Source organism: Pseudorhodobacter aquimaris (assembly GCF_001202025.1).
Taxonomy (GTDB): domain Bacteria; phylum Pseudomonadota; class Alphaproteobacteria; order Rhodobacterales; family Rhodobacteraceae; genus Pseudorhodobacter; species Pseudorhodobacter aquimaris.
In genome coordinates, this window is the sequence record NZ_LGHS01000060.1 from 20270 (window position 1) to 45751 (window position 25482).

Sequence of the window (25482 nt, forward strand, 5' to 3'; positions counted from 1 at the left end):
TCAATCCCTCATGAAGTTTGGTGTGTAAGCCCGGCGTTTGCGCCGTGGCGTGGTCGGTGTTCCGGCCTTGGGCGGGCTTGGCGCGGTCGGTTCAGCGACGGCTGAAGTCTGATGTGCAGAACGGGTTTCAACTCCAGCCTGCACCTCCAGCCGCCGCCAGGTCGCCTCGTCCCAGCGATCCGCGCCCATGATCCAGGCCGCCGCCCTTGCATAAACCCGGCAGTCCAGTGCCTCGTTGCGCTCGCGCATCTTTTGCCATTCGGGGTGGGCATAGCCGCGCTTGTTGCGCACGGTGACCAGTTGTTCTGCCACCAGCTGCTTCAGCCATTCGGTGTCGATCCAGTCGGGCAAGTGCACGGTGCCGGGGGCATCGAGCACGCCCAGCGCCCGGTCCTCGTCGCTCGGCCGCTCCAGCCGCAGGTAGCGATAAGTCTCGGTCTTGAACGTCGCCGTGGCCACCGACCAGAGCCGTGCGCCCCGGCGCAGACGCTTGCCGCCAATGGTCGCGTCGACAAAGGTCGGGCCCGACACCGGCGTGGCGCGGTTGAACCCTTCCAGACCCTTGATCGGGGCGACCTGGTCGAACCCTTGTTTCCGCGCCCATGCGTAGACGGCCGGGGCTTCATAGCCGGTGTCGATGGCGAGCTTGCCGATCACCATCACCGCGCCATTCGCGCAGGTCCATGTCCGACCGAGCAGGGCTGTCAGCTTGTCCCAGCAGGCCGGATCGTCCGGGCCACCGGCGATGACGATGTGATCGACCAGCCAGCTTTCCAATCCTCGGCCCCAGGCCCAGACATCGACCTCAATGCGGTCCTTCTGCACATCGACACCCGCGGTGAGGAACAGACCACCATCCGGGATCTGCGCACCGGCATAGGCTTCGCGCCGCTCCGCCAGCCGCCGCCATTCCGGGGCGTCGCCACTTTCGACCCATGTCTCGCCCAGGAGCGTGTTCCGTGCGGCACGCAGCATTTCCTCTGAGCCTTGTGCCGCCAGCCAGTCGCGCGCAATCTGCTGCCAGCTTTTCCAGCCCAAAGGAGAATAGAGGGCCGAGATATGGAAGCCGATGGAATGCGGGTCGGCGGACACGGCCGTCGCGCGCCATTCGCCCTTTTCCAGCATCTGCGTCTTGTGATGCTCGGCGATGGGTTTTTCACAGCCCTCGCAATGATAGGCGGCGGTGTCGGGCCGACCTTTGTCCCAGCGCAGGCGTTCGAACTGCAGCCACTGCATTGCGCCGCAATGCGGGCAGGGCACGAAATACCGGCGCTGATCGCTGGCATCAAACTCCCGTTCAATGCGCGACAAACCCCGGATCGTTGGGGTCGAGACCATGAACACCTTGCGCCGGTGCGAGAATGTGGTGGTGCGCGCCTCGGCCAGCGTGACCGGATCACCTTCCTCGTCGGCCGAGGCGGGATAGGCGTCGACCTCGTCGAGAAAGATGTAGCGCGCAGGCATCGACCTCAGGCCGGTGGCGGAGTTTGCCCCGGTCAACACCAGAATGCCGCCGGGAAATTCCTTCGACAGCATCGAATTGCCCGCGTCGCGGGATCGGGCCGGGTTCACCCGCTCACGAAGGGCAGGACTTTCCGCGATCAGCGGATCAAGCCGCCCGCGCGATGTGCGCTTGGCCAGTTCCAGGGATGGTAGCACCGCCAACATCGGCCCGGGCGCATGGTGGATCACAAAGCCGATCCAGTTGTTGCCAGCCTCGGTCGCGCCGACCTGCGCCGCCTTCATGAACGAAATCCGCTGAGCGGGGTGGCGCGGCGACAGTGCGTCCATGATCTCGCGCAGGTAGGGCGCGCGGGCGGTGCGATAGCGTCCCGGTTCGGCCGCACCGCGTGACGACAGCCAACGATGTTCATCCGCCCATTCCGACACCGTCAAGTCCGGGTCGGGGCGCATGCCCTTGCGCCAGCTGCGCAGGATGTCTTCGGCCCCGTCAAACTCGAGGTCGAGGTCTGCGGTCAGGTCATCGCTATCCGAAGGAAACTCGGAGGTCAGCGAGGGCGTCGAGGTGCTGTCTGACATGGGCTTCCAACACCCTTTGCAGGATCGCGGCCTCGATGATCACCGGCGTGCCGGTCTGTTTCTCCACTCCCAAGGCCACTTCGGCCGCCATCAATGCCGCGACGCGGGCTGGCCAGGTGACCCATGTGTCGCGTTCCTGTCGCGCGAGGCGAAACACCAAAGCTTCGGCCCGGGCGCGATCAACCAGCGTGCCCTTCTTCTTCTGGATGCCCAGCTGCTTGTCCTGCGCCTGGTAGACGGTCAGCGCGGTGCGGGCTTTCAGATAGGACGAGCTGTCTGCCGGACCGGAAAACCCGCTATCGCCACCGGTGCTGCGGCGCTGCTGATCCGGATCGGTCATGTCGGCCCGGCGCACATCAGATGCGGCGGCGTTGATCGATCCATCGCTGTAGACCACCAGACGCCCGGCCTTGCGTGCCTTCTGGATTGCGCCGCGCGACAGGCCAGAGTGGGCGGAATACTCGCGCTCGGACATACCTTCCATGGCGATTGAGTAGACCTCAACATATTGTAATTAAACAGAAATAATGATTTTATTCAGTTGATTACACTCCCGTGTAGAGCGAATCTGGGTCCAGAACAACGATGCAACTCAGCCACGGAGCTCACCCCATGACCGCCAAGACCGCCACCCCCGCCAAAGCCCCAAGCGACGCCCTGCTGCTAGAGATCGCGACGAAGCATTTCCACAGCATCGAGACGCTAGAGACCCAGAACAGCGACCGGTTGGATTTCCACGATGTGGCGGTTTGGGCGATCCGTGCAGCACTTGAAGCAGCCTACGCCGCTGGCGTCGCCGCCGCTGCGAAACGCTGAAGGTGGGCAGGGACATGACCATGGCCACCACCACCATCCGCATCGACATCGACACGCTGCCCGACCATCTCGACCGCAGCCGCCCCAACGTGGTGGCGGAGGTGATCGAAGCCGCACTGCGCGAGGGCGGGATCAAGGCCGACTGCTCGGACCTGTTCTCACACATCAAGATCGACCTGCCGACCGCGCAGCTGGCTGCTGCCAGCGCCGTGCTGGTCGATCTGCAGCTGATCTGAGGCGTCGCCATGAGCACCCGCGCGCAGATCGCCATCCAGATCGGCCCTGAGGTATGGGCGCATGTCTACGTCCATTTCGACGGCTATCCCGCCCACATGCTGCCCGCGCTGGCGCGCTGGAAGCCGGAAGACATCCTCACCGCCATTGAGATTCGGCAGGTCACGCCCAAGGCGCTGGATTGCTTCAATCCGCCCCGTGCGCCGCGCATCCTGTCCCGCCCGACGCGCGAATTCGTGCATCTCTACATGTGGATCGGATGCCAGTGGGTGCATGTGATGCCGCAAGCCGATGCGCCCGGAGTTTGATCAGAACGCACTGATATTGCTTGCATTTACCTACACTAGCCGCCCCATCAGAGCGATGGTGATTACGCGAACACGATGCAACTCAGCCAAGGAAACCCCCGCCATGACCACCCGCCGCGCGACCGATAATTCCAAAGCCCTCGACGCATTCATGACCACCAAGTTCCAGATCGACGCGATGCTGGAGCGCCTGAAGGCCCTGAGCGACGACCACTTCGATGCTCACCCCGACGAGATCAACTGGGGCCACGTCGGCACCCTGAACCAGTATGCCAGCCTGCTGCGCCAGATCACCGACAGCGCCTTCAAGGAGGGCGAGCATGCCGCTGATCCCGTCCAGCGTCACCAGATCAAACAGGAGCCCGTCATGACGAAACTCACCGAAACCCAGACCATCATCCTGAGCGCCGGGGCCCAGCGCCCCGACAACATCGCCCTGCCGCTGCCCAAGGGGCTGGCCGGGGCGGCGGCGAAGATGGCCGTCAACAGGATGATCGCGCTCGACTGGCTGCAGGAGATTGATGCCAACCTGCGCCGGAATGAGCACCTCTGGCGAGAGACCGGCGATGGGCATGGGACCACGTTGGTGGTGACGGACGCAGGGCTGCTGGCCATCGGGATCGAGCCGGTGGTGGTCAAGGCGACGGCGGCGATCCGCGAACATGCCACAAAGACGCCCGCTGCCAAGCCGCCGACGCAGCGCGCCGGAACCAAGCAAGCGCAGATCATCGCCATGTTGCAGCGGCCCGAAGGCGCCACCATTGCCGAGATCGTTGCGGCAACTGCGTGGCAGGCCCATTCGGCCAGAGGTGTGATTTCGGGAGTGCTGAAGAAGAGGCTGGGGCTGCCAATCTCCTCCGAGAAAGTCGAAGGCAGGGGGACGGTCTACTTTTTCACGTAAACACTCTGGTGTCCGTGTTCCGGCATCCACAGCAGCAGCAATGGACGACTATCCCTTCCCATAGCGCCACATTCGTCTGGCTTTCTGTAATCAAGCCCGCCAGTTCCAATAAGGATACTGCCAGTTAGGCTTCCCCTCCATCATTCCCGCAACGGCTTCATCAATCGTTAAACGGCGATTGTTCTGGCCTCGTCCAAAGTGGAATTCGGGTGATTGGTCAGGATATTCATCCTTCCCTTTTATGTCGAACCAGAAGGGTATGATTTCCTCGCAGTCAGAAACAAAAACGCCATGTTCTTTGTAATAGGCCTGATTTTCATAGCAGAGCGATTTACCAAGTCGATTGGCTACAGGCTTGAATGGCATGAACCAACAGATTGACACACTTGATTGAGAGTACCTCAGGGTACGTGAACGAAAGTCGGCTAAGTGCTGACTCGAGAACTGAATTTCAAAAGCAAACAGCTTGTCATCCTTGCGTCGCGCCAGAACGTCGGCGATCCATGCATCACCATTTGGAGTTTGACCCGAAACCTCAAGATCTGCCTGATACCCTGTTCGGCGAAGTGCGAGCGCGATTTCAATCTTCAGGCGTGTGTGCGCGTAGCTTTCTGGTGCGGGCAGTTTATCAGGGAAACCGGGACGATGGGCGAAGAAACGTAGGCCGCGAATTGAAGTCTTCGGAATGGCGGGCCAATTTGTTCGGGGCATCAACCATGTGCCAGCGGGAGATTGGCAGATATCTTGCCATACGCTATCTGGCGCTGAAAATGCCTCAGCCATTGCTCCTGTTTCAGCATGATAAGCTATCTGTCCCACGTGCTCCGCCCAGCAACTGAATCACCTCGTTCAGAGGCACTGAAAACACAGTATTGATTGTATGGCGGTCGGGGTTCAACCTAGAACAGGTCGATGCGTCTAGTTTGGAATATGTTGTGCAGACACAGTGGCGTCAGCGCCGTTTCGCACCGCCAAATTCCCCATTGCCATCTCCCACCGCCGCACGGCCACGTCGCAATAGACTGGGTCCAGCTCCATCGCGAAGCAACGCCGCCCAGCGCGTTCGGCGGCGACGATTTGGGTGCCGGAGCCGCAGAACGGCTCGTAGATCAGGTCGCCCGGATCCGAAAACGTCGCCAGCACCGCCTCGACCAGCGCCACGGGGAACACCGCCGGGTGCGATCCAGCGGCGCCCAAGCCCCCTTTGTGGCGCATGATCCGGAAGACAGAGTCCGGGATGCGGTGGCTCTGGATCGCGTTGCCTGTGCCGGTCTTGGCGTGGACGGTGCCGTCGGCCCCGCGCAGCCCACCGCCGCCGAGGGTTTCGCCCGCGTGCTTGGACGGGACCGTCTTGTGTGGTTTGCGGGGTGCGCGGTTGAAGTGGAAAATGAACTCGTGCGACGGGGCCAGGCGGCCGTTCCAGTCGCCCGGCAGGCCCGGGCCCTGATCCCACACATACCAGCCAAACCGCCGCCAACCAGATGCGCGCATCCATTCCACCCATCCCTCCCAATATGGCTGCCATTCGCTGTCGCGATGCACGAGGCCGAGGTTGACCAGCAGCTGCGCTTCGGCGGTGACCGGCGCTGCGGCGAACACGCCCTGCATCAGTGCATCCCAATCGCCGACCTTTTCCTTGGCGGCACCATAGTCGCGCTGCTGGGCGTAGGGCGGCGAGGTGAACATCAACGTCGCCCGTTCGCCCTGCATCAGCCACGCGACAGCGGTCGGATCGGTGGCATCGCCGCAGCACAGCCGGTGCTTGCCCAGCGCCCAGATGTCGCCCGGCTTGGTGATGGGTTCAGCGGGCGGGGCAGGGATGGCATCGGCGGTGTCGTCATCGATAGAAGCGCGGTCATCAGCATCGTGCAGCAGCGCGTCCAATTCATCCTCGGGAATCCCGATCAGCCCGAGGTCGAAATCCTCGGCGAGCAACGCCTGCAGTTCCTGCAATAGCAACGCCTCGTCCCAGCCGCCCAACTCGGTCAGTTTATTGTCCGCAATCCGATAGGCGCGACGTTGCGCCTCGGTCAGATGGCCCAGAACGATGACCGGGGCCTCGGACAGGCCAAGGTGGGCGGCAGCCAGGATGCGACCATGGCCCGCGATCAACTCCCCGTCGGCCGCCACCAGCACCGGCACCGTCCAGCCAAACTCAGCCATGCTGGCGGCGATCTTCGCGACCTGATCAGCGTCGTGGGTCTTGGCGTTGCGGGCATAAGGTTTCAGCCGGGCAAGGGGCCAATGTTCGATCCGGCCGGGCAGCAGCGGCACATTCATGCTGTAAGCCTTTTGGCCTTCAGGTCGGCGAAGGTCTCGCCGGTGTCGGCCAGCACGGCGTTGGCGCCGGTGAATTGCTGCCAGCGCTCGATGGCCACATCGACATAAGCCGGGTTCAATTCGATCCCGAAGCAGATACGTCCGGTGGTTTCCGCCGCGATCAGCGTGGTGCCCGATCCCATGAAGGGTTCGAACACCCCTTGACCCGGGCTGGAGTTGTTCAGGATCGGGCGGCGCATGCACTCGACCGGCTTCTGGGTGCCGTGCACGGTGGCGGCATCCTGGTCCTTGCCGGAGATGTGCCACAGCGTCGTCTGCTTTCGGTCACCCGCCCAATGGCCCTTGCCGGTCTTTTTGACGGCATACCAGCAGGGTTCGTGCTGCCAGTGGTAGTCGCCGCGACTGAGGACGAGGCGGTCTTTGGCCCAGATGATCTGCGACCGGACGGCGAAACCCGCTGTCCCCAGGCTCTCGGCCACGGTCGAGGAGTGCAACGCACCATGCCAGACATAGGCCACGTCGCCGGGGAACAGCGCCCACACCTCGCGCCAGTCGGCCCGGTCGTCGTTCAGCACCTTGCCGGTGCGCTTGGTCTTGGCCGCTCCTGCCTGGTTGCGCCAGCTTGGGTCATACTCCACGCCGTAAGGCGGGTCTGTCACCATCAGCAGCGGCTTCACATCACCAAGAAGACGACCGACCACATCGGCGGATGTGCTGTCACCGCAGGCCAGCCGGTGCGACCCAAGCTGCCACAGGTCACCCGCCACCGACACCGGCGTGACCGGCGGTTCCGGAATGTCATCCTCGCCCTCGACCGAGCCGCCCTCGACCTGATCTGGATCGCGCAGCAAGGCATCCAGATCCTCGTCGGCGATCCCCAGCAGCGACAGGTCGAAATCCTCGGCCAGCAGCCCCGCGATCTCATGGCGCAGCATGGCCTCGTCCCAGTCGCCCAGCTCGGTCAATTTGTTGTCCGCGATGCGATAGGCGCGGCGTTCGGCTTCGTCGAGGTGGCCGAGCCGGATCACTGGCACCTCGGTCAGCCCCAGCATGATGGCGGCCAGCACCCGGCCATGCCCGGCGATCAGCTCGCCATCGTCGGCCACAAGGCACGGAACGGTCCAGCCGAACTTGGCCATGCTGGCGGCAATCTTGGCGACCTGGTCCGTGCCGTGAATCTTGGCATTGCGCGCGTAGGGGCGCAGCCGGTCGATAGGCCAGGTTTCAATCTGGCTCGGCGCAAAGACCAGGTCCATCAGGAGGCTTTCATGTAGGGCAGAGCGGACACGCCGATGCGCGCTGGGCGATGCCAGCGTCAGGATCGGGATCCGCGATGTCGGGAAATCAAAAGCGCCCGCGAGGGGGTTCCTCCGGGCGCAATTCTTCGATGATCAAGGGGTAGGTCAAGAGGGGCAGCTTTGTCAAATGAAAAATGCACGCGGATTCAATGGCTTCCCTGCAAGTGGCTTCCACTGCCTGGCTTCCGGTGGGGGTGGCTTCCGCAAACTGGATTCCGTGGATTCCGCAAAGAATCCAGCGCGCCAAGATCTTGATTCCGCAAGCCTTTGATAATGAGTCGCTTTTTCCAAGATTACCCGGCAGGTGGATTCCGCCTGGCTTCCCCGGTGAAACTGCCTGTCGCTAGCGAAATGCCGCGCTGCGCCCCCCCGCATACATTCCGGGCCCGGGAGGAACCATGCCGAGGGGGTGGGCTCGGAGACAAGACGCCCGAATGGGATTTCCTTCGATATCGTGCATTTGATCGTCGGTGTATACATCAAGAATGGAAGAGCTGTTCACCTCCAACTCAGCCCGTAGAGTGAAAAACCTTTTGATCTAGGCGCTCGGGGACAGAGCCATAGGTGTCTTTCCTTCAAACTGCTCCATAAGAAGCTTTAGATTCTCATCAGTCTTAGCCAAACGATGTAGAAGTTCCCAAGTAGCAGGTCCTCCAATGTCCTTGATTACCTTGAGGCGGGTATCTGTACCTTCGATGTCCGAAATATCTAGCATGCCTGCCAAGAGTTCCACATACACAGCCCGACATTCAGTGAAGACTTCGTGCCAGCTCTTCACTGAAATTCTCTTGTCGTTGTTTTCAAGGCCAGTCTTATTTCCCACTAAAACGCCACTGACATTTGCTTCAGAGTGATGAACCTTAATGAAGTCCATATATGCGGATAGTTGCCGGGTCTGTTCAACTCCGAGCTGGAGATCTGGCTTTTTGATCTCGACAACACTCACGTTCTTGTCATCTGATGAGGTTAGAAAGACAAAGTCAGCGCGCTGGCTTTGAGAAATGCCCTTTATCAAAAGCCCTGGATGATAGGGCTTTTCGTCCGAGAGTTCATCCGCAAGACGGTCAATCGTGGACTTCAAGGTTCGGTCCGCCGTAAGCAGATCCCCTCTTGGCTGAAGAATCCATGGAAACTCCGTAACAAGCTTTTGCAAGTCAGTTTCAGATTGTTTGTGAACAAGCTCATATAAGACCGATAATGCAAACGCTCTTTGAGAAAACGTCAGTGCAAGCCCCATTTTTTCTGGCACAGAGTGTCGCGAAAGTTCTTCAATTACCTTAGTAATGTGTTCAGGAGTTGCATTGACCTCCAAAAGACTTCCCCACAGCGAACCCAGAAGATCCCTTGTCGGTTGGTTTATCCATGCTTTTGATACGGCAATTAACAGGTCCTCTCTTGTCCTTTCAGCAGCCTTCATTTTTCCGATTTCGCGCGTCGCATCCGAAACCAGCGCAACAATTTGATCATTTTCAGCTTTTGAATATGTGTTCACAGCACCTGTAGCGCGCAGTTTCTGGGCTTGAACAGAGACCTCGCTGTCTTGTTTTGACTTTCGAAACTTTTCGTAGGCACTGATCCATTGTGAAACCTTTCCTTGTCCCCACTCATGCAATGGCTTCAGTTTTGGAGCACTCCAGTCCACTGACGTTCTGTCGGTGGAGATCAGATCTTCATGTTCCTCATCTATCCAGTCAGCTTCCACGACCGCATACAAATACCTCTGGAAAACTTCTTTACCTTTCTTGTTAAAAAAATAGGGCCTCGATTGTGCTATTTTTCCGTGTGCGAATACGCCGACCCCGGCTTCATCTGACGACCATTCGGCCCTCTCGACAAAACCCACCCAGAACCGAACATCTTGGCCATTAACAGTTTCAGTGATTGATCCTGGTGATTCTGGAATTCGGAATTCGAAAACAGGGAGCGCCTCTGCCTCGCTAATTCTTGTACCGTTGATCGAGACAACGAAATCATCACGTAATAGAACTACCGTAAATTTTGATCCCAGTTCGTACGCAATCTTCTCTCGCTCAGGTAGAAGTCCCGCATCAATCGAACTTAAGCAGATAAGTGTTCCGCTCTTCTTATTCTCTGCTCTTAGCTTCGATACGAAGCTTCCAACCATCGCTGAAGAAAATTGATCTGGGCCAGCCAGCGGTGAGTCTATCGGAGTGTCTTTTGCGTGAAATTTTGGTGGATATGCTCCACTCGATCCAACGGCCAATATTTGGTCTAAATCCAATGTGAACCAATTTATCAGGTTGTCTTGTACAGTGCAGACATCAACAATTCGAGCAATTCCAAATGGCGATAGTTTTCCTAAGCCCTTTCTGCCCATTGGTCGGCGGCCGCGAGGAGATAGATCTCTAGCATTTGTTCGCTTTGGTTTTCCGACGTGTAGATAGTGATCTTTGATCTGGGCATGTGACATTCCTATGCCATCATCAGAGATAACAATGCAGCCGTTGTTGCGAGGGCCACCAAGTTTATCAATCTTGACATCTACCCAAGAGGCGTCAGCGTCCCAAGAATTGGCTACGAGTTCCGCCAGAACATTTGCAGCCTTATTTTTATATAGCTTTATGCCGAGGTGCTCAATTACATTGTGGGCAAATTTTAATTCTGGTTGAGTGTCCGCTTCCTGATTCAACTTAAGCATCCTTTTCAATATGGCCGAAGAATCTTCGCAAGAAAACCTTTCGTTGATTTCTCTATTCGACGCTCAGGGAGCACAGCAGCAGCTTCGAGGGTAATTTTGAAGGATGCTCGCAGGTTTTTTCCTAGTTGAGGTTTCATGTCAGGATCGACGTATCGGAATGGCTTCAGAGGCCTTCTGCACCGCTCCATCCCTTAGTACTTCCGTTGTTCTGACCGTCTCAGCGCCAGCGTGCCCGACTGTGATCCTGACATTGTTCAGTTCGGAAGGAACGCCGCCGAAGCAGCGGTTGAGAGCATCAAGAAAGCCAACGTTGGCTATAGGCTGTGGAGTTGGACTCGCATTGTTTCTTGGGCTTGGTACCGTCGAAGGGAAAAGGTAGATGCACGGCGGTGGCAATCGATATTGCCCGATTTCTGTGAAACGCTCAGGATTGTTGATTACCTTGGGGCATGGTCGAGCAATTGTGCCACAGATCCAATCCCAAACGATGAGACCATCAACCCGCTGATTTCTTGAAATTATTTCTGCAGAGAGCCGCGTGTGAATCCCCGACCAAACGTTATGGCGTGGATCGGCCCCGGGGTTCGAACACACGCTCCAAAGAATGAACTCATCTGCGTGCGGAGGGCGTTCGAAAATGTTGGTGTTGTTCCCATCCAAGCACCCCTTCAATTCCACGACGGATGTTCTGCCGTCGTTCAAAGTGATGCTGTAGTCATGTCGGTTTTCGCCACCGGCTGAAATCCAATCTTCGATCAGTGCCTGATCTTGCATATGATTGAGGATGGCCGCGACAAAATCACGCTTCGGCCGCATCGTCGCGGAAAACTGGCCACGAATGCGTTCAATGCTACCGCGGAACAGCCCAGATTGGTAGAAATCGTGCTCGTCTAGGCCGTGAGTGCCGAGCGTGTGCGATTGGGTTTTCAGGACTTCGGCAAACTCAACAATTAAGTCACGGAGCGCTTCATTCTTTTCGCACGGAATCACACTCATCTGTCTCTCTTTCTTCATTATTCTTTTGAGAGACTATCGGTTCGATGATGTGCTTTGCAATATGCCGAACTACCGGCACCGCGACACCATCTCCAGTCAGATGATAGGCTTCGTTGTAGGCCTCCGGCAGCATGTATGCATCTGGCAGCCCCATGAGCCGAGCCGTTTCCCGAGTGGAAATGAGGCGCGAACGGATCAGGTTTCCCTCCACTACTAGGATGGACTGGCGAGATGATCCACCGCCAGGTGTGCGAAGACAGCCCGCGATGTCGTCGAAGCGGACTTCTGCACGTTGAACTTTAACCCCTTGTTGAAAGCGGGTTCTTTTGTACACGCCGCCAACCATCCGCACCCCCGAAGCTTGTGCGGTTTTTACCTTCGCCAGGTTGACCTCTGACATCATCGATATCAATTGTCGTGTTTCTGTCTTTGTATGCCATCGCACTGAGTTTGGTGTTTCTTCAATTACGTCGGCGAAGCGCATTTCTCGCTGATCAGGCTTTGGCATACTCCACCAAATCCAATTGCGCTGAAGTCGTTCAGGGAGTGCGCAATAGGAACGCCGAAGAGCAGTAGTATGCCATGGTTGCGTTGGCCCGTCGGACGCTCCATCGACCTGAACATCACCGCGAGTCGCGACAACGAAAAGTCTGGGTCTAGACTGCGGAACAAAGAGCTCCGCATCCACCACAACCGCCCCGTACCTGTATCCGAGTCCGTCGAGCGCTTCACAGATGGCAGTGAAGTCCTTTCCGGCATGGCTTGTCAGAGTGCCAACTACATTCTCTAAAGTTACAACGGTTGGTGCCCGGCCGTCGTCCTTCAGTGACTGGATTTGCGCGATAAACGGCCAGAATGTGCCCGACCTATCACCACGCAGACCGGCTCCGCCACCAGCCAACGAAAGATCTTGGCATGGGAATGACCCCCAAACCAAGTCCGCTGTTCCCGGGAGATCGTCAGGTGCTATGTTGCGGATATCATCGACAACCAGTTCGGCCTTACCCCAGTTACGCTTGTAGGACTCGCCTTTTTTCCGGTCGAAATCGTTGGCGAACAAGCACTTCCAGCCATCGCCTAGCCCAGCCCTTGCCATGCCCCCGCCGGCAAAAAATTCATAAAAGCTAGGCATTCATCACTCCCATTTCATACCTCTTGTGCCTTAGTCAGGAGAATATTTCAAGATTCTTGGGTTCATAATCGTCCACGAAGGTTGACATAGAGTTTGCTGAGTTACGCCAACGGCAACCCGTGAAATCCTACTGACTGCTAGTTTCTACGTGATAGCCATGGACGCACCTTTGGCATTGCGCCTGTAACGTCGATATCTCGCAGCATCCGCCCCACCACCAGCCCATCGCGCACCCAATCGAGCGCCTGCCACCAATCGTCATAGCCGCGACGAGCAGACGCGATCTGCTCTGGATGCGGCCGCCATGTGACCGGGCAGACCAGGACCTCGACTGTGCGCCATTTGCCTCGCGTCAGCACCCGTTGAGTGCCAATCACCACCGTGGTCGACCGCTCGCCGTGCTGATTGCGCTTAGTTTCCACCGGCACACATCGCGGGACGACGCCGGGCATCCAGTCAGGGGTCAGCCCGGCCCTTGCCAGTTCCGCCACGCTGATCGCCATGCGGATGCCGCCGAGGCTGTCGGGGATCCCGGCAACGGTGGCGGCGATCACCTCTGCGTCTGGGTGGGTGTAACTGCCCATTTTGTGCTGCCCGCCGTCCACTTTGCAGCCAAGTATGGCGCGCTGGAGGAGGACGTATTCGAGGCCAAAGCCAAACCCTTCCTCCGTCACGTCTTTTGGCGGCGGCAATTCCAGCTGCGCCCGCTCGACCCGAAACGCCCATTCCAGTGCCGCCTGGACGCCCAGCGCACGTTTGACCTTGCTGCCGCCCGAACGACCGATCCGTCCTTGGACGCTCATTGCAGCAGCCCCTCAAGGAAATCCATCTGCGCTGGGCCTTCCGTCCCCGCAGTAGGCCGCCAGATCCACGGGCCCGAGGCCATGGGCAGCCGCGAGAGCGCGCCACGCATGTGCTGCTGCCAGTGGGTGAACTCCGTTGCCGAGCAGACGCAAAGCGCGTGCCCGATGGGCCAGCCCATCAGCCATCCGACGAAGATCGGGTTCAGCCGCCGCCGCGACCGGCCCTTCAGGATCCGCCGACATGCGGCGCGCCCATGCGAGGCAATCATCGAAGCCCAGAGCGGGCGCGAGATCGGGGCGTGATATGAGCACCGCCGCCCATCCGGCATGATCGCCGGGGCTGGGCGGGTGAAGCCCTGCTCCGCTCGGTAGTGCAGGATGTCCATCCGGCTCTTGCCATCCGCGCGGGTCACACTGGCCGGGCTGCTGCCCTTCCAGTTCTGCGCCGCCGGGGTCGGCCATTGCAGCGCTTGCGCCGACAGCTTCGGCTCGCCCCGGCTGTTGATCTTGCCGCGCAGCCGGTCCATCTGATCGTCCGCCACCGGCGTTTGCCATTGCGCCGCCTGCGCTGGCAGGGGCGGCATCTCGCCCGAGCCATAGCTCTGGCCCGGCCCACCCTTCGCGCCGTCCGTAGCCTTGGGTGTCGACCAGTTGTTGGTGATGCCCAGCGCCAGTGCTTCGGCTTTCCGGGTGAAATCGCTGTTCCCCGCCGGATTGTACCGATCCGTGCCGGGATGTAGGCTCATCGGTGTGGGCCAGGATGAAGATGCGCAGCCGCTGATGCGGCGCGCCGACTTCTGCCGCCGAGAACAAACCCGCCGCAGGCGAGTAGCCCAAGTCCCAAAGCTCTCGCAGTACGGTTTCAAGGCCAAGGGTGACGTGACCGGGCACGTTTTCGAGGAACACCCACTCGGGGCTGCATTCCCTGACAACCCGGGCGACCTCGGGCCAGAGGTGGCGGGGATCGTCGGTGCCACCGCGCTTTCCGGCAGCACTGAAGGGCTGGCAGGGATATCCAGCGAGCACGGTGTCGAAGGCACCGCGAAAGGGGCGGGCATCGAAGCTGCGAAGATCATCCCAGATCGGGGCCGCGGCGAAATAGCCTGCGCGCTGGGCACCGATGAGAACTGCTCGGGGCCAGTCCTCCCATTCGACAAAGGCGCGGGAGTGAAAGCAGGGTTCGGCGAGCATGAGGCCCATATCCAGGCCTCCGCCGCCTGCGCAGAGGGACAATCCGTGCCGGGGACGTGACACCATGCCATTCACAGCACCCCTCGCTGGCGCAACCGTTCCGTGGTCACCAGTCTCCGCGTCAGCATCGCCCCGCACATGGCGTTGCTGATCATGCTGGGCGGCAGAAACTTGTCCGAGTTGACGATGTCCGCATAGAATTTTGCCAGTTCATCCGGGTTAAGCACCGGCTTGACTTGGGGCTTGCGGCTGCGCTTGGCGTTGCGACCAATGCCACTTGCGGCAGCTTGTGCATCGCGCTGGGCCGCGCGTTCCATGAACCGGTCCAGCGCCTTGGGGCCATCGGGCGGATTTGGATGATCGCCGCGGCTCTCGGTCGCCACCTCGATGATCCGGTCCTCGGTCAGCCCGAGATCATCGATCCAGCGCTGGACGTGTAGCTTGGCAGGCCAGCCCTGCCACCAGGCGGGCAGCGTGGCGTTGGCGGGAAAGCCCAGTGCGGTGAGCAGCTCTGCAAAAAAATCATCCGAAACTTTCGCGCGTGCGTCCTCCTCCTCCTTTACAGGTTTACTTAAGGGTTCTCTTACAAGGTTAGTCTCCGGATTTCGGAGATGGCTTTGGGCAAAATCCGGAGATGGGTTTGCCGAAAACCCGGAGATGGCCCCATGTCCAGAATCCGGAGTTGGGTTGTCGTCATGTTCCTCGTCCGTTCCATTAAACCCGTCTCCGGTTTCCGGAGTTGGCTCTTGTGGAAATCCATCCTCGAACCCCAGGATGTAGCGGGTGGCCTGACGCTTGTGGGTGCGCGGATCATGGATGCGGACGCGGTGGATCAGACGCAGATCTTCCAGCTTGGCGAGGTGGTCGTTCAGCGCCGAGATCGACATTTCCGCATCGTCGGCCAGCCGCGCCTGCGTCGGAAAGCAGCCAAAATCCGGGTTGTGCCGGTCGCAAAGGAACCACAGCACGATCTTGGTGGCAGGCTTCAACCCGCGTTGCTGGATGGCCCAGACGGTCGCCTTGTGGCTCATGGCGCGACCCTCCGTACTGGAAGTTGCGCGCGACTGGTGAAGCCGTTGTCTGCCAGCGCGCCCAGCGCATCGTCGACCGACCGCACCAGCGCCCAGCCGAAGCCTTGGGCGCAGACCGTGTCGCGAAACACCTCCTGCGATTTGCGCAATCGGCCGGTTTCGCTTTTGACCTCCAGAAACAGCACGCGGTTGCCAGAGATCACGATTAGATCGGCGAAACCCGCGTGCACGCCCATGCCGACCAGGATCGATTGGCGCTTGGCCCCGCGGGGCCCGGCCTCGGTGACCTCGTTGACGCAGTGATGAATGATGGCATCACGGGGCAGGGCAAACCGCAGTGCCTGCACGATGGCGCGCTGGGCATCGGCCTCGGGTGTGCTGCGCCGGTTCATACGACACCGCCTTTCGGGAAGGCGGCAGTGGCGATAGCGTGGAGAGGGCGTCGGTCCAGCAAGCGCAGCATCTCGACCGCATCGGCGCATTCACCGGCATCGCCGGTTTGCCCGACGACGACACGTGCCGCAAGGATGACCAGCGTGTCCGGATGCTGCGTGGTATCGGCCAAGACGCCGCGCGCCTCGGTCAGTCGATCCAGCATCCAATTGCTAGCGGTTGGCGCAGCAGTAAGCGGGTGGGACAGGGCTTGGGTCATTTCCGCCCCCGTCGTGTCTTGGCCGGGCGGCTTTGTTCCTGTGCGCTGATCCAGTCTTGGACCGACGCGCGCCGATAGAGCACCTTTCGCCCAATCCGGGTGCAAGGCGGGCCAAGCTGGCGGGCCTCCCATCTGGCGAGGGTATCGCTGGCAAGCCCGAGTTCACCAGCCAGTTGTTCGCGGCTGATCCAGTCGGCCAAGAGGTTTAGAGGTTTGTCCTGCGGGGCAGGGACCGTGGTCTGCATATCAAGCTCCTATCCTGAACTCGGCAGATGCCGGATTCGGAGATAGCCAAGCAGATGGTCAGGGGCGGAACCTAGGCGGAGACCGGAATTGAAACGCCGGAACCAATTCCGCCCTTATTTTATTGATATTTTACGCTTTGTCCGGAAGGCAGACAGGAAAAGCTGCCCAGCGCCGTTCCGCTGTTTCCGGTCACGCCGGGCAGATATGTTAGCATGATCGACGTGGTGGCCGATTTACTCTGGCTTTCGACACCATGGATCGGAGCAGAGCGGCTGAAGCCCGGCAAAGGCTTGTTCCGGTTGAGGGTCGGGCGACCGCGCCGGTTCAGGGAAGTGCCGGAAAATCGCCGCGGCGATGGGCATCCACCATGGCACGCAACTCAAGAGGCGCGACTACTTCAACAGCGTTGCCCCACTGGTACAAATGCCAGGCCATCTCCAGCCAACCGCCCGCTGTGAAGCGAACGATCAAGCTGCCGTCCTCTTCGGTTTCTACATGCTGGTCTGGATGGAAGACGAAATCGCGCGCGACAGGTGCCGCCGAGGGTGCGAACCGCCAAATCACTGGGCCGTATTCGGCTGATGAATGATAGGATCCAAATGCCTGTGCGGCATGGGTGGCAAGATCAAAGGCCTGGTCGCGTTTGAACGAATCCGGCAGTACTTTAATATGACTGATCCGGTCGAGCCGGAAATGCCGGTACTTCGCGTCGATGGCGGGCTCGCGCGCGATCAGATAGCTACGCATGCCAACCAGCACGCCGTAGGGTTCGATCACGCGCGATCGAGGGGCCGCATCCTGCGCGCCGGTATAGTCGAACGACATCATGAAAGGCCCTTTGAGGGCAGCTTCGATAGACACGATGACCTGTGGGGTATTTTGCGCGCGTGGCCCCGGACGACAGGCGTGGCCCCTGGCTTCCAGCACCGCCTCTGCATCGACCTCAGCGCGCCGGGCGAAGGGAGCTGGCATGGTCGCCAGCAGGCGACTGCGCAATGCTTTCAAAACCGCTACCTCGGTTGCCGCCCCTTCGCGGTCGGCACGCCGAATGCCCATCTCTAGGGCCGACAATTCACTGTCGCGGATCCCCTGCATCTGCAGCAGCGGGTGGTCTCTCAGTTGCCACCATTTGCGCCGGTCCTTGTCGACGCGGGTTTGTACGGTCGGAAAGGCAACCTCGAGCGCGCGCGACATACGCTGGGCCGTGCGAAGGTTCACGCCGAAGGTTTCGGTGATCTGCACCAGCGAAATTCCATCCGGCCGGGCAGCGGCTTCTTCGGCTAAACGCATGATATTGAGGGCTTTGCTGAGACGCATTTGATCTATCTTTGTTCACTGTCCGTTCTTGTCGGGGATGGGTAGTGCAAATGCATCTAAAAGGCGAGTAGCTTGATGGGGTCAGATCGAGACGATTCTTCCAAGCAGGGTTTTAGAGCACCGGGGCGCATGCCACCCGGCTCTGAAGGCATGGCCGGAGTGGACGCCTCGATGCGCAGTATCGAACCAATAACTTGTTCGCAAGTAACTGTTTCATAATGCGATTTTAAAGGCCGGTCGCTGACACCGCCGTCGCGAATTGCCAAAAGGATCACCCCAGATGAACATGCCACCGAGAGCCTTTTATTCCATGACCGAGATTTCTAACCGCTGGGATCGTAGCCTTGCGGATATCGCGGGCTGGGCCGCGACGGACCACTTTTGCCTGGTTACCAGCATCGCTTCGGTGATCTGCGGCAAACAGCCGATAGCCGGAATCGTAGCAGTCAACGCCGCCGACATGATGCGGATGTTCCGCCGTCACGGTGCGAGCGATGAGGAGTGCCGGGTCTTCCGCGTCCGAATCCTGGGCAGTGTCGAATGGCAATACATCACCGAACCAGCGGATGGCGTGTTGGTCAAGCTGAGCGATTTGATGCTTCTGGGCGACGAAGTGGGGAAGTTTGAAGAGGAGCGCGATGTGATGCGTCGCCCATCCCCCTCGGCCGGGGCTGCACCGCGCTATGATTGGGAAGGGGCCAACATCATGCTGTTTCGCCGCATCAACGACCACGGCCTGCCCGCGACCCAAGGTGAACTGATCACTGAAGTGCAGGACTGGTTCGCCCAGAACTCGCCAACGGGTGAAATCCCCGAGGAAAGCACGACGCGCAAGAAGATCGCACCGATCTGGCGTGCATTACGCGAACAGGAGTAACGGGCGTTGGAAAAGGGGGCCAAGTGTGGCCCCCTTTCAGGCTGTTTTCTGTTCTTGATCGGCATCATGTACCAGCTGTGGCCGGGGCCGGAAGATGTTGGCGACAGCATTGACCCCCTCGCGCAGGGGGGAATCCATCAGGTGGGCATAACGCTGGGTCGTCTGCATTTGCGTATGACCCAGCAGTTTGCCGATCATCTCGAGCGATGCACCGCCGCTGACCAACAGCGATGCAAAGGTGTGCCGCAGGTCGTGGATCCTAACCTCCGGCAGCTCAGCATCCTTCTGGATCGCTTTCCAGAACCGGCGGATTTCCTGTACAGGCTGGCCGGGGGTATCGCCGGGGAACAGCCACGGATTGCCGCGTGGTACCAGTAGACCACGTTGGCGTATGATCGCCGCCACGTCGCCTGATATCGGAATGCGGTGAATTTTGCGCTGTTTGGTGGTGGCGGCAGGTTTTGACCAGCTGCCAAGGTCCAGATTGAACTGTTCAAACCGCGCCTGCCGCACCTCGCCAACCCGTGCGCCGGTTAGCATGCAAAGCCGAATGATCCCCGCCGCGCGCTGGTCCTTCGCGGCGTCCAGCGCTTTGGCCAGACGGCCGATCTCTTCCGGCGTCAAGAACCGTTCGCGTTCATTCTCGACCCGGCGGCGAAATGCAGCGGCCGGATTATCGTCGCGCCAACCCCAGCCAATGGCCAGCGTGAACATCTTGCGCAGCACCTCGCCCACGCGGTTTGCCCGCACCGGTGTAGGTTTTGGCCCTTGCAGCTTGCGGGCGCGATTGTTTGGCTTGGCCTTTGACGGCCTTGCACGCCCTGCCGCGATCTTGTTCAACAGCTTTTCCACATCGTATTTGGTGATCTCGGTCACCAGTTTTTTGCCCCAGTCCGGAGCCACCAATTTGTGCATGATCGTATGCTGGTCGGCGGCATTGCGCGGGGCAAGGTGCGGAGTATGTTCGGCCAGATAGCGCGTGATCATGTCACTGACCCGCGGCGCCTCGCGCGCAGATTCCTTTTGGCTGAGCGGATCGATCCCCTCATCGATGTCGCGCCGCAGCTCCTTCGCCCGTTCGCGTGCGGCCACTGTGTTCCATTCCGGCCAGCGCCCGATGGTCATCCGCCGCTGCCGTCCACCGACCCGGTAGTCGAGGGTGAATGATCTGTTGCCCGAAGGGTAGATGGTGATCGAAAACCCGCGCACGTCGGTATCGAAGATCTGGTAGTCGCGCCCCAGGTTTTCAGCCTCTCGGACGGTTTTCTCATTCAGTTTCAGCCTGTTGACCATGGATATCTCCCCATCTGCTCGTCCGACACAGGCGTAGATTCGCGCCCTTATCAAGCAAAGCATGGCGAAAGGGCCGGAATGCAGGCGGAGACCGGAATTGGGGAGGGGAGGGGTATTCCGGAGCCGACCTCTAAAGCGGTTACTTGCAGAATGATGCTCAAGCTCCGGTACAACTTTGCGCACGCAGGATACTTCGCAAGCGGTCAAAGCCGCGTCGCGGCACGTATCAATTTTTCCACGCCCCGAAAGCAGAATACTCATTTAGGGTGGACGATTTACAAAATTATGAAAAGGTTGCCATGCGGCCACCCGATCTGCGATAGAAGCCGTGGTTATTGATGCGAGGATATCGGATTGAACACACTGAAATTGGCTCTTTTAATTATATTTGCCGCGGCTGAAGGTGCAGCTGCTGATTGCTCCAAGCTCAACGCGCGTGAGTTTTTGGAAAACGCACTCCGGGAGGACGTCATTGAGTGTGTGGAGAAGAGCCCGGAGGTCATCCGTAAAACGGATGGACGGGGCTATAACCTGCTCATGACTGCGGTTTCGTCAGATATCGACCCATTGGTCTTGGACTACCTGATTGAAAGCCTTCCAGATGGAGTGAACGACATTGCCCTGTCGGAGAGGGACTCGCGGGGATGGACCCTAGGTCACATCGCTGCGGCAGAAGCGCTAAACCCTATAAATATCTTTGTTCTGTCAAAGAATGTCGGCGGTCTGACGGATACAATTGAGCCGGAAGTAAACCCACAAGATGCCGGGAAAACGCCAATGCACTTGGCTGCTGCGCGAGAAGATGGCTGGCCTTTCGTCGCTGCTTTACTTGCAACTGGCTATTGGCAAGACGTTGATGAAAAGGATCGCACTCCGCTCGATATCGCTTTGGGTAAGCCAGAAACGGTGATCAATGCGATCCTGCTTTCCGAAGGGACGTGGCCAGACATCTATTTGGAGCATTACGAGCATGAAAAACCCGCTGAGAATGCCAATTGCGATAATTTTCTAACAGCGGCGTTCTTCGCAAAAGCGGACGAGGCGTTGGTAGTTGCGTGCTTGACTGATGCTAACCAACTCATTGCTGTCGATGAGGATGGCAACTCCGTGCTGCATCTCGCATCCGCACACGCGCAGGATGCTTGGATCATCGACCATATTATTGCAACAGCAGATAGCCCCATGACTCTGCTAGAGAAACGAAACTCGACGGGTAAAACAGCACTGCATCTTGCTGCCGAAACAAGCGTCTCACCTGGCGTTCCCCTTCATCTCTTAGCCTGGGGAGCTGATCCCAACGCGCTGTTCAAAGAAGAAAAAAGAAGATTGAGAAAAAACCGTGGCATCACCGCCCTGCAAATGGCGGCGGACCGGAAGGATGAAGTGCGCGAGACGTTCATTTTGAGTTTGCTTGCTTTTGGTGCGGACACGATGGCGCAGGATGTCAGCATCGGGGTGGTAAATAACGCAACAACAGGCGGACGCACGGCTTTGCACAGGGCGCTCATTGCCCCAGAGCCGAAGACCTTGCTGATGTTGCTTGAAGCACAAGCTTCGCAAGAGAATCTGGTCGGGTATGTGATGCGTGCGTTGAGGGGGCGGTTTGTGAAGCAGATTGGTGATGATATGGGCCGTACAGCGTTACATATGGCCGCTTCACGCACTTCCGACTTTGACACGCTTACTTTCCTTATAGAATATGGGTTTTCTGCCGATGAGCAGGACGACGAAGGCAACACGCCGCTGATGTTCGCCGCAGGAAACTTTGCAGACGCAGATGCGTTCTTGTATTTGTTGGAAGATTCGAAAAAACCTTGTGGCCAATCCAAATCCGGGGTGACGGTTGAAGCGGCACTTCGCTCTAACAAAACGTTAATGACAGAATCTGTCAACGATAAGAGCGGCAAGATATTATCTCCGCTGGCAATCCTAAAGCAGCGGTGCCCATAATGACGCATTACTTCCTGATGTTTTTTGCGCGTTTAATTCGTTTCGTCCGTAAATGGGTTCTTGGACTCTCGCTTGTCGTTTTCCTGTTTGCATTGAATATTGCCACGCTGGTTTCCAACACAGTCTACGATGTTTTGGGACGGCTCGTTTGGGGAGCAGCGGAACTGGTCTCAGACGAAATAAGCGTACATCGGCCAAAAAGCCGGACGGAGATGGAAGCCGAAACAGCGCGGACACGGGCACAGGCCGACGCGGCGACGACTGAAGCTCGCAAGGTCAGATCTGATCTCGGCTCAGCTAGGACCGAGACTACCCATGTGCGCGCTCAGCTTGATGAGGCAAATATCCGCAGCCGAGCGCTCATTGCCGATTTAGAACAGAAGGATCGCCGGATCGCAGAAATGGTAATAGATATTGATGACACGCGGAAAACCCGCCAACGGGCGATGGAAGCGGTGGGAGGGCTCAGGGGACGTATAGTGCGGTCGATCCGCCGCGATGCTTCGACTGAGGCACTGGAGGCAATCCCCTTCGTTGGGACGGCCGTTTTTCTAGGTTCAGTTGCGTATGATCTGAACGATGGATGTCAGCAGTTGCGCGACCTCGAGGCGCTGGATGCAGCCTTGCGCGGAAAGGAGCCTGCGCAAGTTAGCGAGGCTATGTGTCTGATGTCATACGAGGATATGGTTGCTGCCTTAACTGGCAAAGATCGCGCGTATGCGCGATGCGTGTCGGATCGGGTATTGATGAACGATCTCTCTCCACCAAGTTGTGCTGGTTACGATCCAGCGTTGCCTGAGATCAAGGACAGCACTCTGATTACCCCTGTGGACGCCCCTCTGCTTCCCCGGATCGAATAACATGCGATTCTCTTTGGTTGCGCCGGGAGAAACAGTCTGGCGCGCCTCATTCACCGATACTGCATAGTTCTCCAATATTGCTGCCAGTCTTCTCTGAGACGTGACATGAGGCTAGGTATTTCTGATCTATGGATAAAGGTGCAGATTCCGAATTCGGACATGGGTCGTCGTGATTGCAAAATGATCAGGAAACCTTTTTGCCTCAACGTCACCTCAACCAACGTATGCCATTTTGCTCCATTCCAGTCCGCTCCGATACTCGAAAATCCGCCCAATGCAGCCGAACGATGACCGCAAGAGTTTGCTATTTCAAAGGCTTGCATTCTAAGCTACTGATTTGAAAAGACTAGTGAAAATCCGGGTCCATAGGCTCATAACCTGAAGGTCGTAGGTTCAAATCCTACTCCCGCAACCAAATTTATTAAATAATACAAACGCTTACCCTGTGGTATCTTTATACCGTAGGGTGTTTTGCGTTTTACATCAACGCCACATCAACACCGCGCCTAAAAAACGGCATTGGCGCGCAGTCAGCGGCATTCGACGACATTGGGCAGCATTCGCGGGGTTTGACGCGCCCGAGATGATGCGAGCGGATGGCCGAGGCAAAGCCAGAAAAGATTATCCAATAAGGTAAACCGTGTCCGCGCCTAGCCCAATCTAATTCCGTTTTACCGATAACGATAAGAACTCTTGAGCGATCCCACACTTTGATCTATCCTTACCGAGAAGGGTAAGGAGCCTCGCCATGTCAACCGAAAACGATCAGAAGCTTCTTGCCGATGTTGGGCGGCGCATCAGGGCGATCCGTGCTGAGCAGAGCCTCAACCTCGACCAGCTTGCGCGCCTCACCGGGATCAGTGCTCCGGCATTGTCACTGATCGAGACGGGGAAGCGTGACGCCAGGCTGACGACGATGGCCAAGATTGCGGCGGCGTTGCGCGTGTCTCTCTCGACCCTGTTGGATGATACGCCTCCCGGCCCGGACGCCAAGACGAAAGACGCGTCGCAGGGCTATGACCTTGGGGATTACCAGTGACAGTTTCGGTTCCGATCTGGTTTGATGCGCTTCAAGTGGGACATGTAGATGTTGCCGCTGATGGCACGCTATCTTTGCGCTACGATGAGAGGTGGCTGCAGACCGCAGGGGCGTTCCCACTCTCGGTCACCATGCCCTTGCGCGCCGAGCCCTATCCGTCCGAGGTCATCTCGCCCTGGCTTGCCAACCTTCTCCCCGAGGAAGAACAGCTTCAGGTTTTGACACGCTCGCTGGGGCTGGATCAGGCCGATGTGTTGGCCGTGCTGAAAGAGATTGGCGGGGACACCGCGGGGGCTCTGTCCTTCGGGGAGCCTGCGGACCGCATTCGTTGGGCCTATACGCCGCTGACGCAGTTCTACGGCACCGACGATGCGCCTGAAGCACTGGAACGCCACTTCGCAGACCTTGGCCGGAGACCATTTCTGGTGGGTGAGGAGGGGGTGCGCCAGTCCCTCGCGGGTGGCCAGAAGAAGTCGGCTTTGGCTGTCCTTGACTCGGGCGGCGTGCCTGTGCTGCGCTTGCCCGGCCCGAATGACGTGCTCGCTATTCCCCTCAACGGTGCCCCGTCCACACTGATCGTAAAGCCGGACAATCGCAATCTGCCGGGCATCACCGAGAACGAAGTCTGGTGTCTGCGAATGGCGCAGGCCATCGGCATCGAGGCTGCGCAAGCGACGATCCTCAGGGCATCCGGCCGCACGGCAATCGGCGTGTTGCGCTATGATCGCAGGCTCGGGCGGAATGATCAGATCCTGCGGCTTCACCAAGAGGATTTCGCACAGGCCAATGGTTTTCCTCCGGGGCGGAAATATGAGCGTGGTACTTTGCGCGGGCTGGACCTCAAGATGCTGTTGGAAACTGGGCGGAACGTCAGCGCAAATGATGCCCTTGCCCTGCTTGATCAGGTTATCTTCAACATTCTGGTCGCCAACACTGATGCCCATGCCAAGAATTATTCGCTGATCCTGCCGGTCGCAGCCGCGCCGCGCCTTGCCCCGCTTTACGATGTGTCCTCTGTCCTGCCTTGGCCGCATGTCGTTCAGAGTTACGCCCAGGGTATCGCGGGCAAGAAGCGCACCCCGGACATGATTGCGGGACGGCATTGGGAAAAGGTGGCGCGCGATATTGGCTATCGCCCGACCGATGTCAGAAACCGGGTCCAGGAACTTGTCGACAAGCTGGTGGCATGCAGGGTGAAGGTAACAGCCGAGGTGGCAGCACTTCAGGGTGCGACAGAGGGCTATGTCACGCAAACCGCGGAAACTGTCGAAGGAAATGCGCTGCGCATGGCGGGGAGGCTGTAGATGGCCGGCAAGGTGACACACAAATGGGCGTTCAAACCGGGTATGCGCGCGGGCGCGTACAGCTGGAAGTCGTCAGCCAAGGCCATTGAGCGGTTAAAGTCTGCAAGCTCCGAGATCCGCGCGGTCGGCCGCACAGACCCGACCGCCGCCGCCGAAGGCGTCATCGCGCTGGCCCAGCGAATTTGGCCCGCTTTTGAGCATATCGACACCTCCTCGGGCGCGCTTGGCAATGCTGTGCGCCGGACGCTCGAAGAC

At 58.7% G+C, this 25482-nt stretch carries 25 protein-coding genes and 3 pseudogenes; 11 read left to right on the forward strand and 17 right to left on the reverse strand.

Annotated elements, in window-relative coordinates; all coding sequences use genetic code 11:
* Together AKU94_RS10455 and AKU94_RS10460 are read right to left on the reverse strand one after the other, a co-directional pair.
* Entirely contained in the window at nucleotides 1–2040 is a 2040-nt protein-coding gene (locus AKU94_RS10455; RefSeq protein WP_050527227.1) for a phage terminase large subunit family protein, read from the reverse strand.
* Nucleotides 1988–2524, reverse strand: coding sequence for a hypothetical protein (locus AKU94_RS10460; RefSeq protein WP_050527228.1), 537 nt, complete (start codon nucleotides 2522–2524; stop codon nucleotides 1988–1990). Before AKU94_RS10460 ends, AKU94_RS10455 begins: the two co-directional genes overlap by 53 nt.
* A gap of 128 nt (nucleotides 2525–2652) precedes the next feature.
* On the opposite strand from AKU94_RS10460, the gene AKU94_RS10465 reads away from it, so the two are divergent.
* The 5 genes and pseudogenes from AKU94_RS10465 to AKU94_RS10480 all read left to right on the forward strand — a co-directional run bounded on the left by AKU94_RS10465 (nucleotide 2653) and on the right by AKU94_RS10480 (nucleotide 4299).
* Nucleotides 2653–2856 carry a DUF6900 domain-containing protein gene (locus AKU94_RS10465; RefSeq protein WP_050527229.1) on the forward strand — a complete coding sequence of 68 codons (204 nt, stop codon included), beginning with the start codon at nucleotides 2653–2655 and terminating at the stop codon, nucleotides 2854–2856.
* 20 nt (nucleotides 2857–2876) lie between these two features.
* Nucleotides 2877–3092: a hypothetical protein gene (locus tag AKU94_RS10470; protein WP_332307226.1), complete on the forward strand. Its 216-nt coding sequence runs from the start codon at nucleotides 2877–2879 to the stop codon at nucleotides 3090–3092.
* Nucleotides 3093–3101: 9 nt separating this feature from the next.
* Nucleotides 3102–3398: a hypothetical protein gene (locus AKU94_RS10475; RefSeq protein WP_050527231.1), complete on the forward strand. Its 297-nt coding sequence runs from the start codon at nucleotides 3102–3104 to the stop codon at nucleotides 3396–3398.
* Nucleotides 3399–3501: 103 nt separating this feature from the next.
* Nucleotides 3502–3723, forward strand: a pseudogene (locus AKU94_RS19220) (hypothetical protein); the annotation flags it as partial.
* Between the two features lie 42 nt (nucleotides 3724–3765).
* Nucleotides 3766–4299: a DUF3489 domain-containing protein gene (locus tag AKU94_RS10480; protein ID WP_050527252.1), complete on the forward strand. Its 534-nt coding sequence runs from the start codon at nucleotides 3766–3768 to the stop codon at nucleotides 4297–4299.
* Nucleotides 4300–4389: 90 nt separating this feature from the next.
* Here AKU94_RS10480 and AKU94_RS10485 read toward each other — a convergent pair whose 3' ends face one another.
* From AKU94_RS10485 to AKU94_RS10555, 14 genes and pseudogenes are all read right to left on the reverse strand, one after another.
* The gene (locus AKU94_RS10485) at nucleotides 4390–5082 is read right to left on the reverse strand and encodes a competence protein CoiA family protein (protein WP_050527232.1); all 693 of its coding nucleotides are present in this window, start codon (nucleotides 5080–5082) and stop codon (nucleotides 4390–4392) included.
* Between the two features lie 135 nt (nucleotides 5083–5217).
* On the reverse strand, nucleotides 5218–6579 hold the full coding sequence (locus AKU94_RS10490) for a site-specific DNA-methyltransferase (protein ID WP_050527233.1): 1362 nt from the start codon (nucleotides 6577–6579) through the stop codon (nucleotides 5218–5220).
* Nucleotides 6576–7835 (reverse strand): site-specific DNA-methyltransferase, encoded by a 1260-nt coding sequence (locus tag AKU94_RS10495; RefSeq protein WP_050527234.1) that lies wholly within the window; start codon nucleotides 7833–7835, stop codon nucleotides 6576–6578. The genes AKU94_RS10490 and AKU94_RS10495 overlap by 4 nt, the downstream gene beginning before the upstream one ends.
* A gap of 580 nt (nucleotides 7836–8415) precedes the next feature.
* Nucleotides 8416–10527 (reverse strand): ATP-binding protein, encoded by a 2112-nt coding sequence (locus AKU94_RS10505; protein WP_198144891.1) that lies wholly within the window; start codon nucleotides 10525–10527, stop codon nucleotides 8416–8418.
* 147 nt (nucleotides 10528–10674) lie between these two features.
* Entirely contained in the window at nucleotides 10675–11532 is an 858-nt protein-coding gene (locus AKU94_RS10510) for a hypothetical protein (protein ID WP_050527237.1), read from the reverse strand.
* Nucleotides 11504–12664, reverse strand: coding sequence for a DNA cytosine methyltransferase (locus AKU94_RS10515; RefSeq protein WP_050527238.1), 1161 nt, complete (start codon nucleotides 12662–12664; stop codon nucleotides 11504–11506). Before AKU94_RS10515 ends, AKU94_RS10510 begins: the two co-directional genes overlap by 29 nt.
* Nucleotides 12665–12801: 137 nt before the next feature.
* Nucleotides 12802–13467: a hypothetical protein gene (locus AKU94_RS10520; RefSeq protein WP_050527239.1), complete on the reverse strand. Its 666-nt coding sequence runs from the start codon at nucleotides 13465–13467 to the stop codon at nucleotides 12802–12804.
* On the reverse strand, nucleotides 13464–14213 hold the full coding sequence (locus AKU94_RS20415; protein ID WP_050527240.1) for a hypothetical protein: 750 nt from the start codon (nucleotides 14211–14213) through the stop codon (nucleotides 13464–13466). Before AKU94_RS20415 ends, AKU94_RS10520 begins: the two co-directional genes overlap by 4 nt.
* A pseudogene (locus AKU94_RS20905) lies at nucleotides 14206–14724 on the reverse strand (DNA cytosine methyltransferase); the annotation flags it as partial. The pseudogene AKU94_RS20905 and the gene AKU94_RS20415, both read right to left, overlap by 8 nt.
* A gap of 5 nt (nucleotides 14725–14729) precedes the next feature.
* Nucleotides 14730–15689, reverse strand: coding sequence for a helix-turn-helix domain-containing protein (locus AKU94_RS10535; RefSeq protein WP_050527242.1), 960 nt, complete (start codon nucleotides 15687–15689; stop codon nucleotides 14730–14732).
* On the reverse strand, nucleotides 15686–16081 hold the full coding sequence (locus AKU94_RS10540; protein WP_050527243.1) for a VRR-NUC domain-containing protein: 396 nt from the start codon (nucleotides 16079–16081) through the stop codon (nucleotides 15686–15688). The genes AKU94_RS10535 and AKU94_RS10540 overlap by 4 nt, the downstream gene beginning before the upstream one ends.
* On the reverse strand, nucleotides 16078–16341 hold the full coding sequence (locus AKU94_RS10545; protein ID WP_232295747.1) for a hypothetical protein: 264 nt from the start codon (nucleotides 16339–16341) through the stop codon (nucleotides 16078–16080). Before AKU94_RS10545 ends, AKU94_RS10540 begins: the two co-directional genes overlap by 4 nt.
* Entirely contained in the window at nucleotides 16338–16586 is a 249-nt protein-coding gene (locus tag AKU94_RS10550; protein WP_050527244.1) for a helix-turn-helix transcriptional regulator, read from the reverse strand. Before AKU94_RS10550 ends, AKU94_RS10545 begins: the two co-directional genes overlap by 4 nt.
* Nucleotides 16587–16911: 325 nt before the next feature.
* Nucleotides 16912–17904 carry a helix-turn-helix transcriptional regulator gene (locus tag AKU94_RS10555; RefSeq protein ID WP_050527245.1) on the reverse strand — a complete coding sequence of 331 codons (993 nt, stop codon included), beginning with the start codon at nucleotides 17902–17904 and terminating at the stop codon, nucleotides 16912–16914.
* A 280-nt stretch (nucleotides 17905–18184) separates the two neighbouring features.
* Here AKU94_RS10555 and AKU94_RS10560 point away from each other — a divergent pair, with 280 nt between their 5' ends.
* The gene (locus AKU94_RS10560) at nucleotides 18185–18781 is read left to right on the forward strand and encodes a hypothetical protein (RefSeq protein WP_232295748.1); all 597 of its coding nucleotides are present in this window, start codon (nucleotides 18185–18187) and stop codon (nucleotides 18779–18781) included.
* 36 nt (nucleotides 18782–18817) lie between these two features.
* On the opposite strand, the gene AKU94_RS10565 is transcribed toward AKU94_RS10560, so the two are convergent.
* Nucleotides 18818–20074, reverse strand: a complete 1257-nt coding sequence (locus tag AKU94_RS10565; RefSeq protein ID WP_050527246.1) for a tyrosine-type recombinase/integrase — start codon at nucleotides 20072–20074, stop codon at nucleotides 18818–18820.
* Between the two features lie 354 nt (nucleotides 20075–20428).
* On the opposite strand from AKU94_RS10565, the gene AKU94_RS10575 reads away from it, so the two are divergent.
* From AKU94_RS10575 to AKU94_RS10595, 5 genes and pseudogenes are all read left to right on the forward strand, one after another.
* Nucleotides 20429–22024: an ankyrin repeat domain-containing protein gene (locus AKU94_RS10575; protein ID WP_050527248.1), complete on the forward strand. Its 1596-nt coding sequence runs from the start codon at nucleotides 20429–20431 to the stop codon at nucleotides 22022–22024.
* The gene (locus AKU94_RS10580; RefSeq protein WP_050527249.1) at nucleotides 22024–22884 is read left to right on the forward strand and encodes a hypothetical protein; all 861 of its coding nucleotides are present in this window, start codon (nucleotides 22024–22026) and stop codon (nucleotides 22882–22884) included. Before AKU94_RS10575 ends, AKU94_RS10580 begins: the two co-directional genes overlap by 1 nt.
* A 748-nt stretch (nucleotides 22885–23632) precedes the next feature.
* The gene (locus tag AKU94_RS10585) at nucleotides 23633–23923 is read left to right on the forward strand and encodes a helix-turn-helix domain-containing protein (protein WP_050527250.1); all 291 of its coding nucleotides are present in this window, start codon (nucleotides 23633–23635) and stop codon (nucleotides 23921–23923) included.
* Nucleotides 23920–25227, forward strand: a complete 1308-nt coding sequence (locus AKU94_RS10590; protein WP_050527251.1) for a HipA domain-containing protein — start codon at nucleotides 23920–23922, stop codon at nucleotides 25225–25227. Before AKU94_RS10585 ends, AKU94_RS10590 begins: the two co-directional genes overlap by 4 nt.
* A pseudogene (locus tag AKU94_RS10595) lies at nucleotides 25228–25482 on the forward strand (hypothetical protein); the annotation flags it as partial.

Coding starts and splice junctions, on each gene's coding strand:
- AKU94_RS10475 (WP_050527231.1), top strand. CDS start 3,102: ATGAGCACCCGCGCGCAGATCGCCATCCAGATCGGCCCTGAGGTATGG.
- AKU94_RS10470 (WP_332307226.1), top strand. CDS start 2,877: ATGGCCACCACCACCATCCGCATCGACATCGACACGCTGCCCGACCAT.
- AKU94_RS10485 (WP_050527232.1), bottom strand. CDS start 5,082: ATGGCTGAGGCATTTTCAGCGCCAGATAGCGTATGGCAAGATATCTGC.
- AKU94_RS10555 (WP_050527245.1), bottom strand. CDS start 17,904: ATGCGTCTCAGCAAAGCCCTCAATATCATGCGTTTAGCCGAAGAAGCC.
- AKU94_RS10460 (WP_050527228.1), bottom strand. CDS start 2,524: ATGGAAGGTATGTCCGAGCGCGAGTATTCCGCCCACTCTGGCCTGTCG.
- AKU94_RS10520 (WP_050527239.1), bottom strand. CDS start 13,467: ATGAGCGTCCAAGGACGGATCGGTCGTTCGGGCGGCAGCAAGGTCAAA.
- AKU94_RS10515 (WP_050527238.1), bottom strand. CDS start 12,664: ATGCCTAGCTTTTATGAATTTTTTGCCGGCGGGGGCATGGCAAGGGCT.
- AKU94_RS10550 (WP_050527244.1), bottom strand. CDS start 16,586: ATGCAGACCACGGTCCCTGCCCCGCAGGACAAACCTCTAAACCTCTTG.
- AKU94_RS10465 (WP_050527229.1), top strand. CDS start 2,653: ATGACCGCCAAGACCGCCACCCCCGCCAAAGCCCCAAGCGACGCCCTG.
- AKU94_RS10545 (WP_232295747.1), bottom strand. CDS start 16,341: ATGACCCAAGCCCTGTCCCACCCGCTTACTGCTGCGCCAACCGCTAGC.
- AKU94_RS10540 (WP_050527243.1), bottom strand. CDS start 16,081: ATGAACCGGCGCAGCACACCCGAGGCCGATGCCCAGCGCGCCATCGTG.
- AKU94_RS10480 (WP_050527252.1), top strand. CDS start 3,766: ATGACGAAACTCACCGAAACCCAGACCATCATCCTGAGCGCCGGGGCC.
- AKU94_RS10455 (WP_050527227.1), bottom strand. CDS start 2,040: ATGTCAGACAGCACCTCGACGCCCTCGCTGACCTCCGAGTTTCCTTCG.
- AKU94_RS10495 (WP_050527234.1), bottom strand. CDS start 7,835: ATGGACCTGGTCTTTGCGCCGAGCCAGATTGAAACCTGGCCTATCGAC.
- AKU94_RS20415 (WP_050527240.1), bottom strand. CDS start 14,213: ATGAGCCTACATCCCGGCACGGATCGGTACAATCCGGCGGGGAACAGC.
- AKU94_RS10510 (WP_050527237.1), bottom strand. CDS start 11,532: ATGAGTGTGATTCCGTGCGAAAAGAATGAAGCGCTCCGTGACTTAATT.
- AKU94_RS10580 (WP_050527249.1), top strand. CDS start 22,024: ATGACGCATTACTTCCTGATGTTTTTTGCGCGTTTAATTCGTTTCGTC.
- AKU94_RS10490 (WP_050527233.1), bottom strand. CDS start 6,579: ATGAATGTGCCGCTGCTGCCCGGCCGGATCGAACATTGGCCCCTTGCC.
- AKU94_RS10585 (WP_050527250.1), top strand. CDS start 23,633: ATGTCAACCGAAAACGATCAGAAGCTTCTTGCCGATGTTGGGCGGCGC.
- AKU94_RS10560 (WP_232295748.1), top strand. CDS start 18,185: ATGAACATGCCACCGAGAGCCTTTTATTCCATGACCGAGATTTCTAAC.
- AKU94_RS10565 (WP_050527246.1), bottom strand. CDS start 20,074: ATGGTCAACAGGCTGAAACTGAATGAGAAAACCGTCCGAGAGGCTGAA.
- AKU94_RS10535 (WP_050527242.1), bottom strand. CDS start 15,689: ATGAGCCACAAGGCGACCGTCTGGGCCATCCAGCAACGCGGGTTGAAG.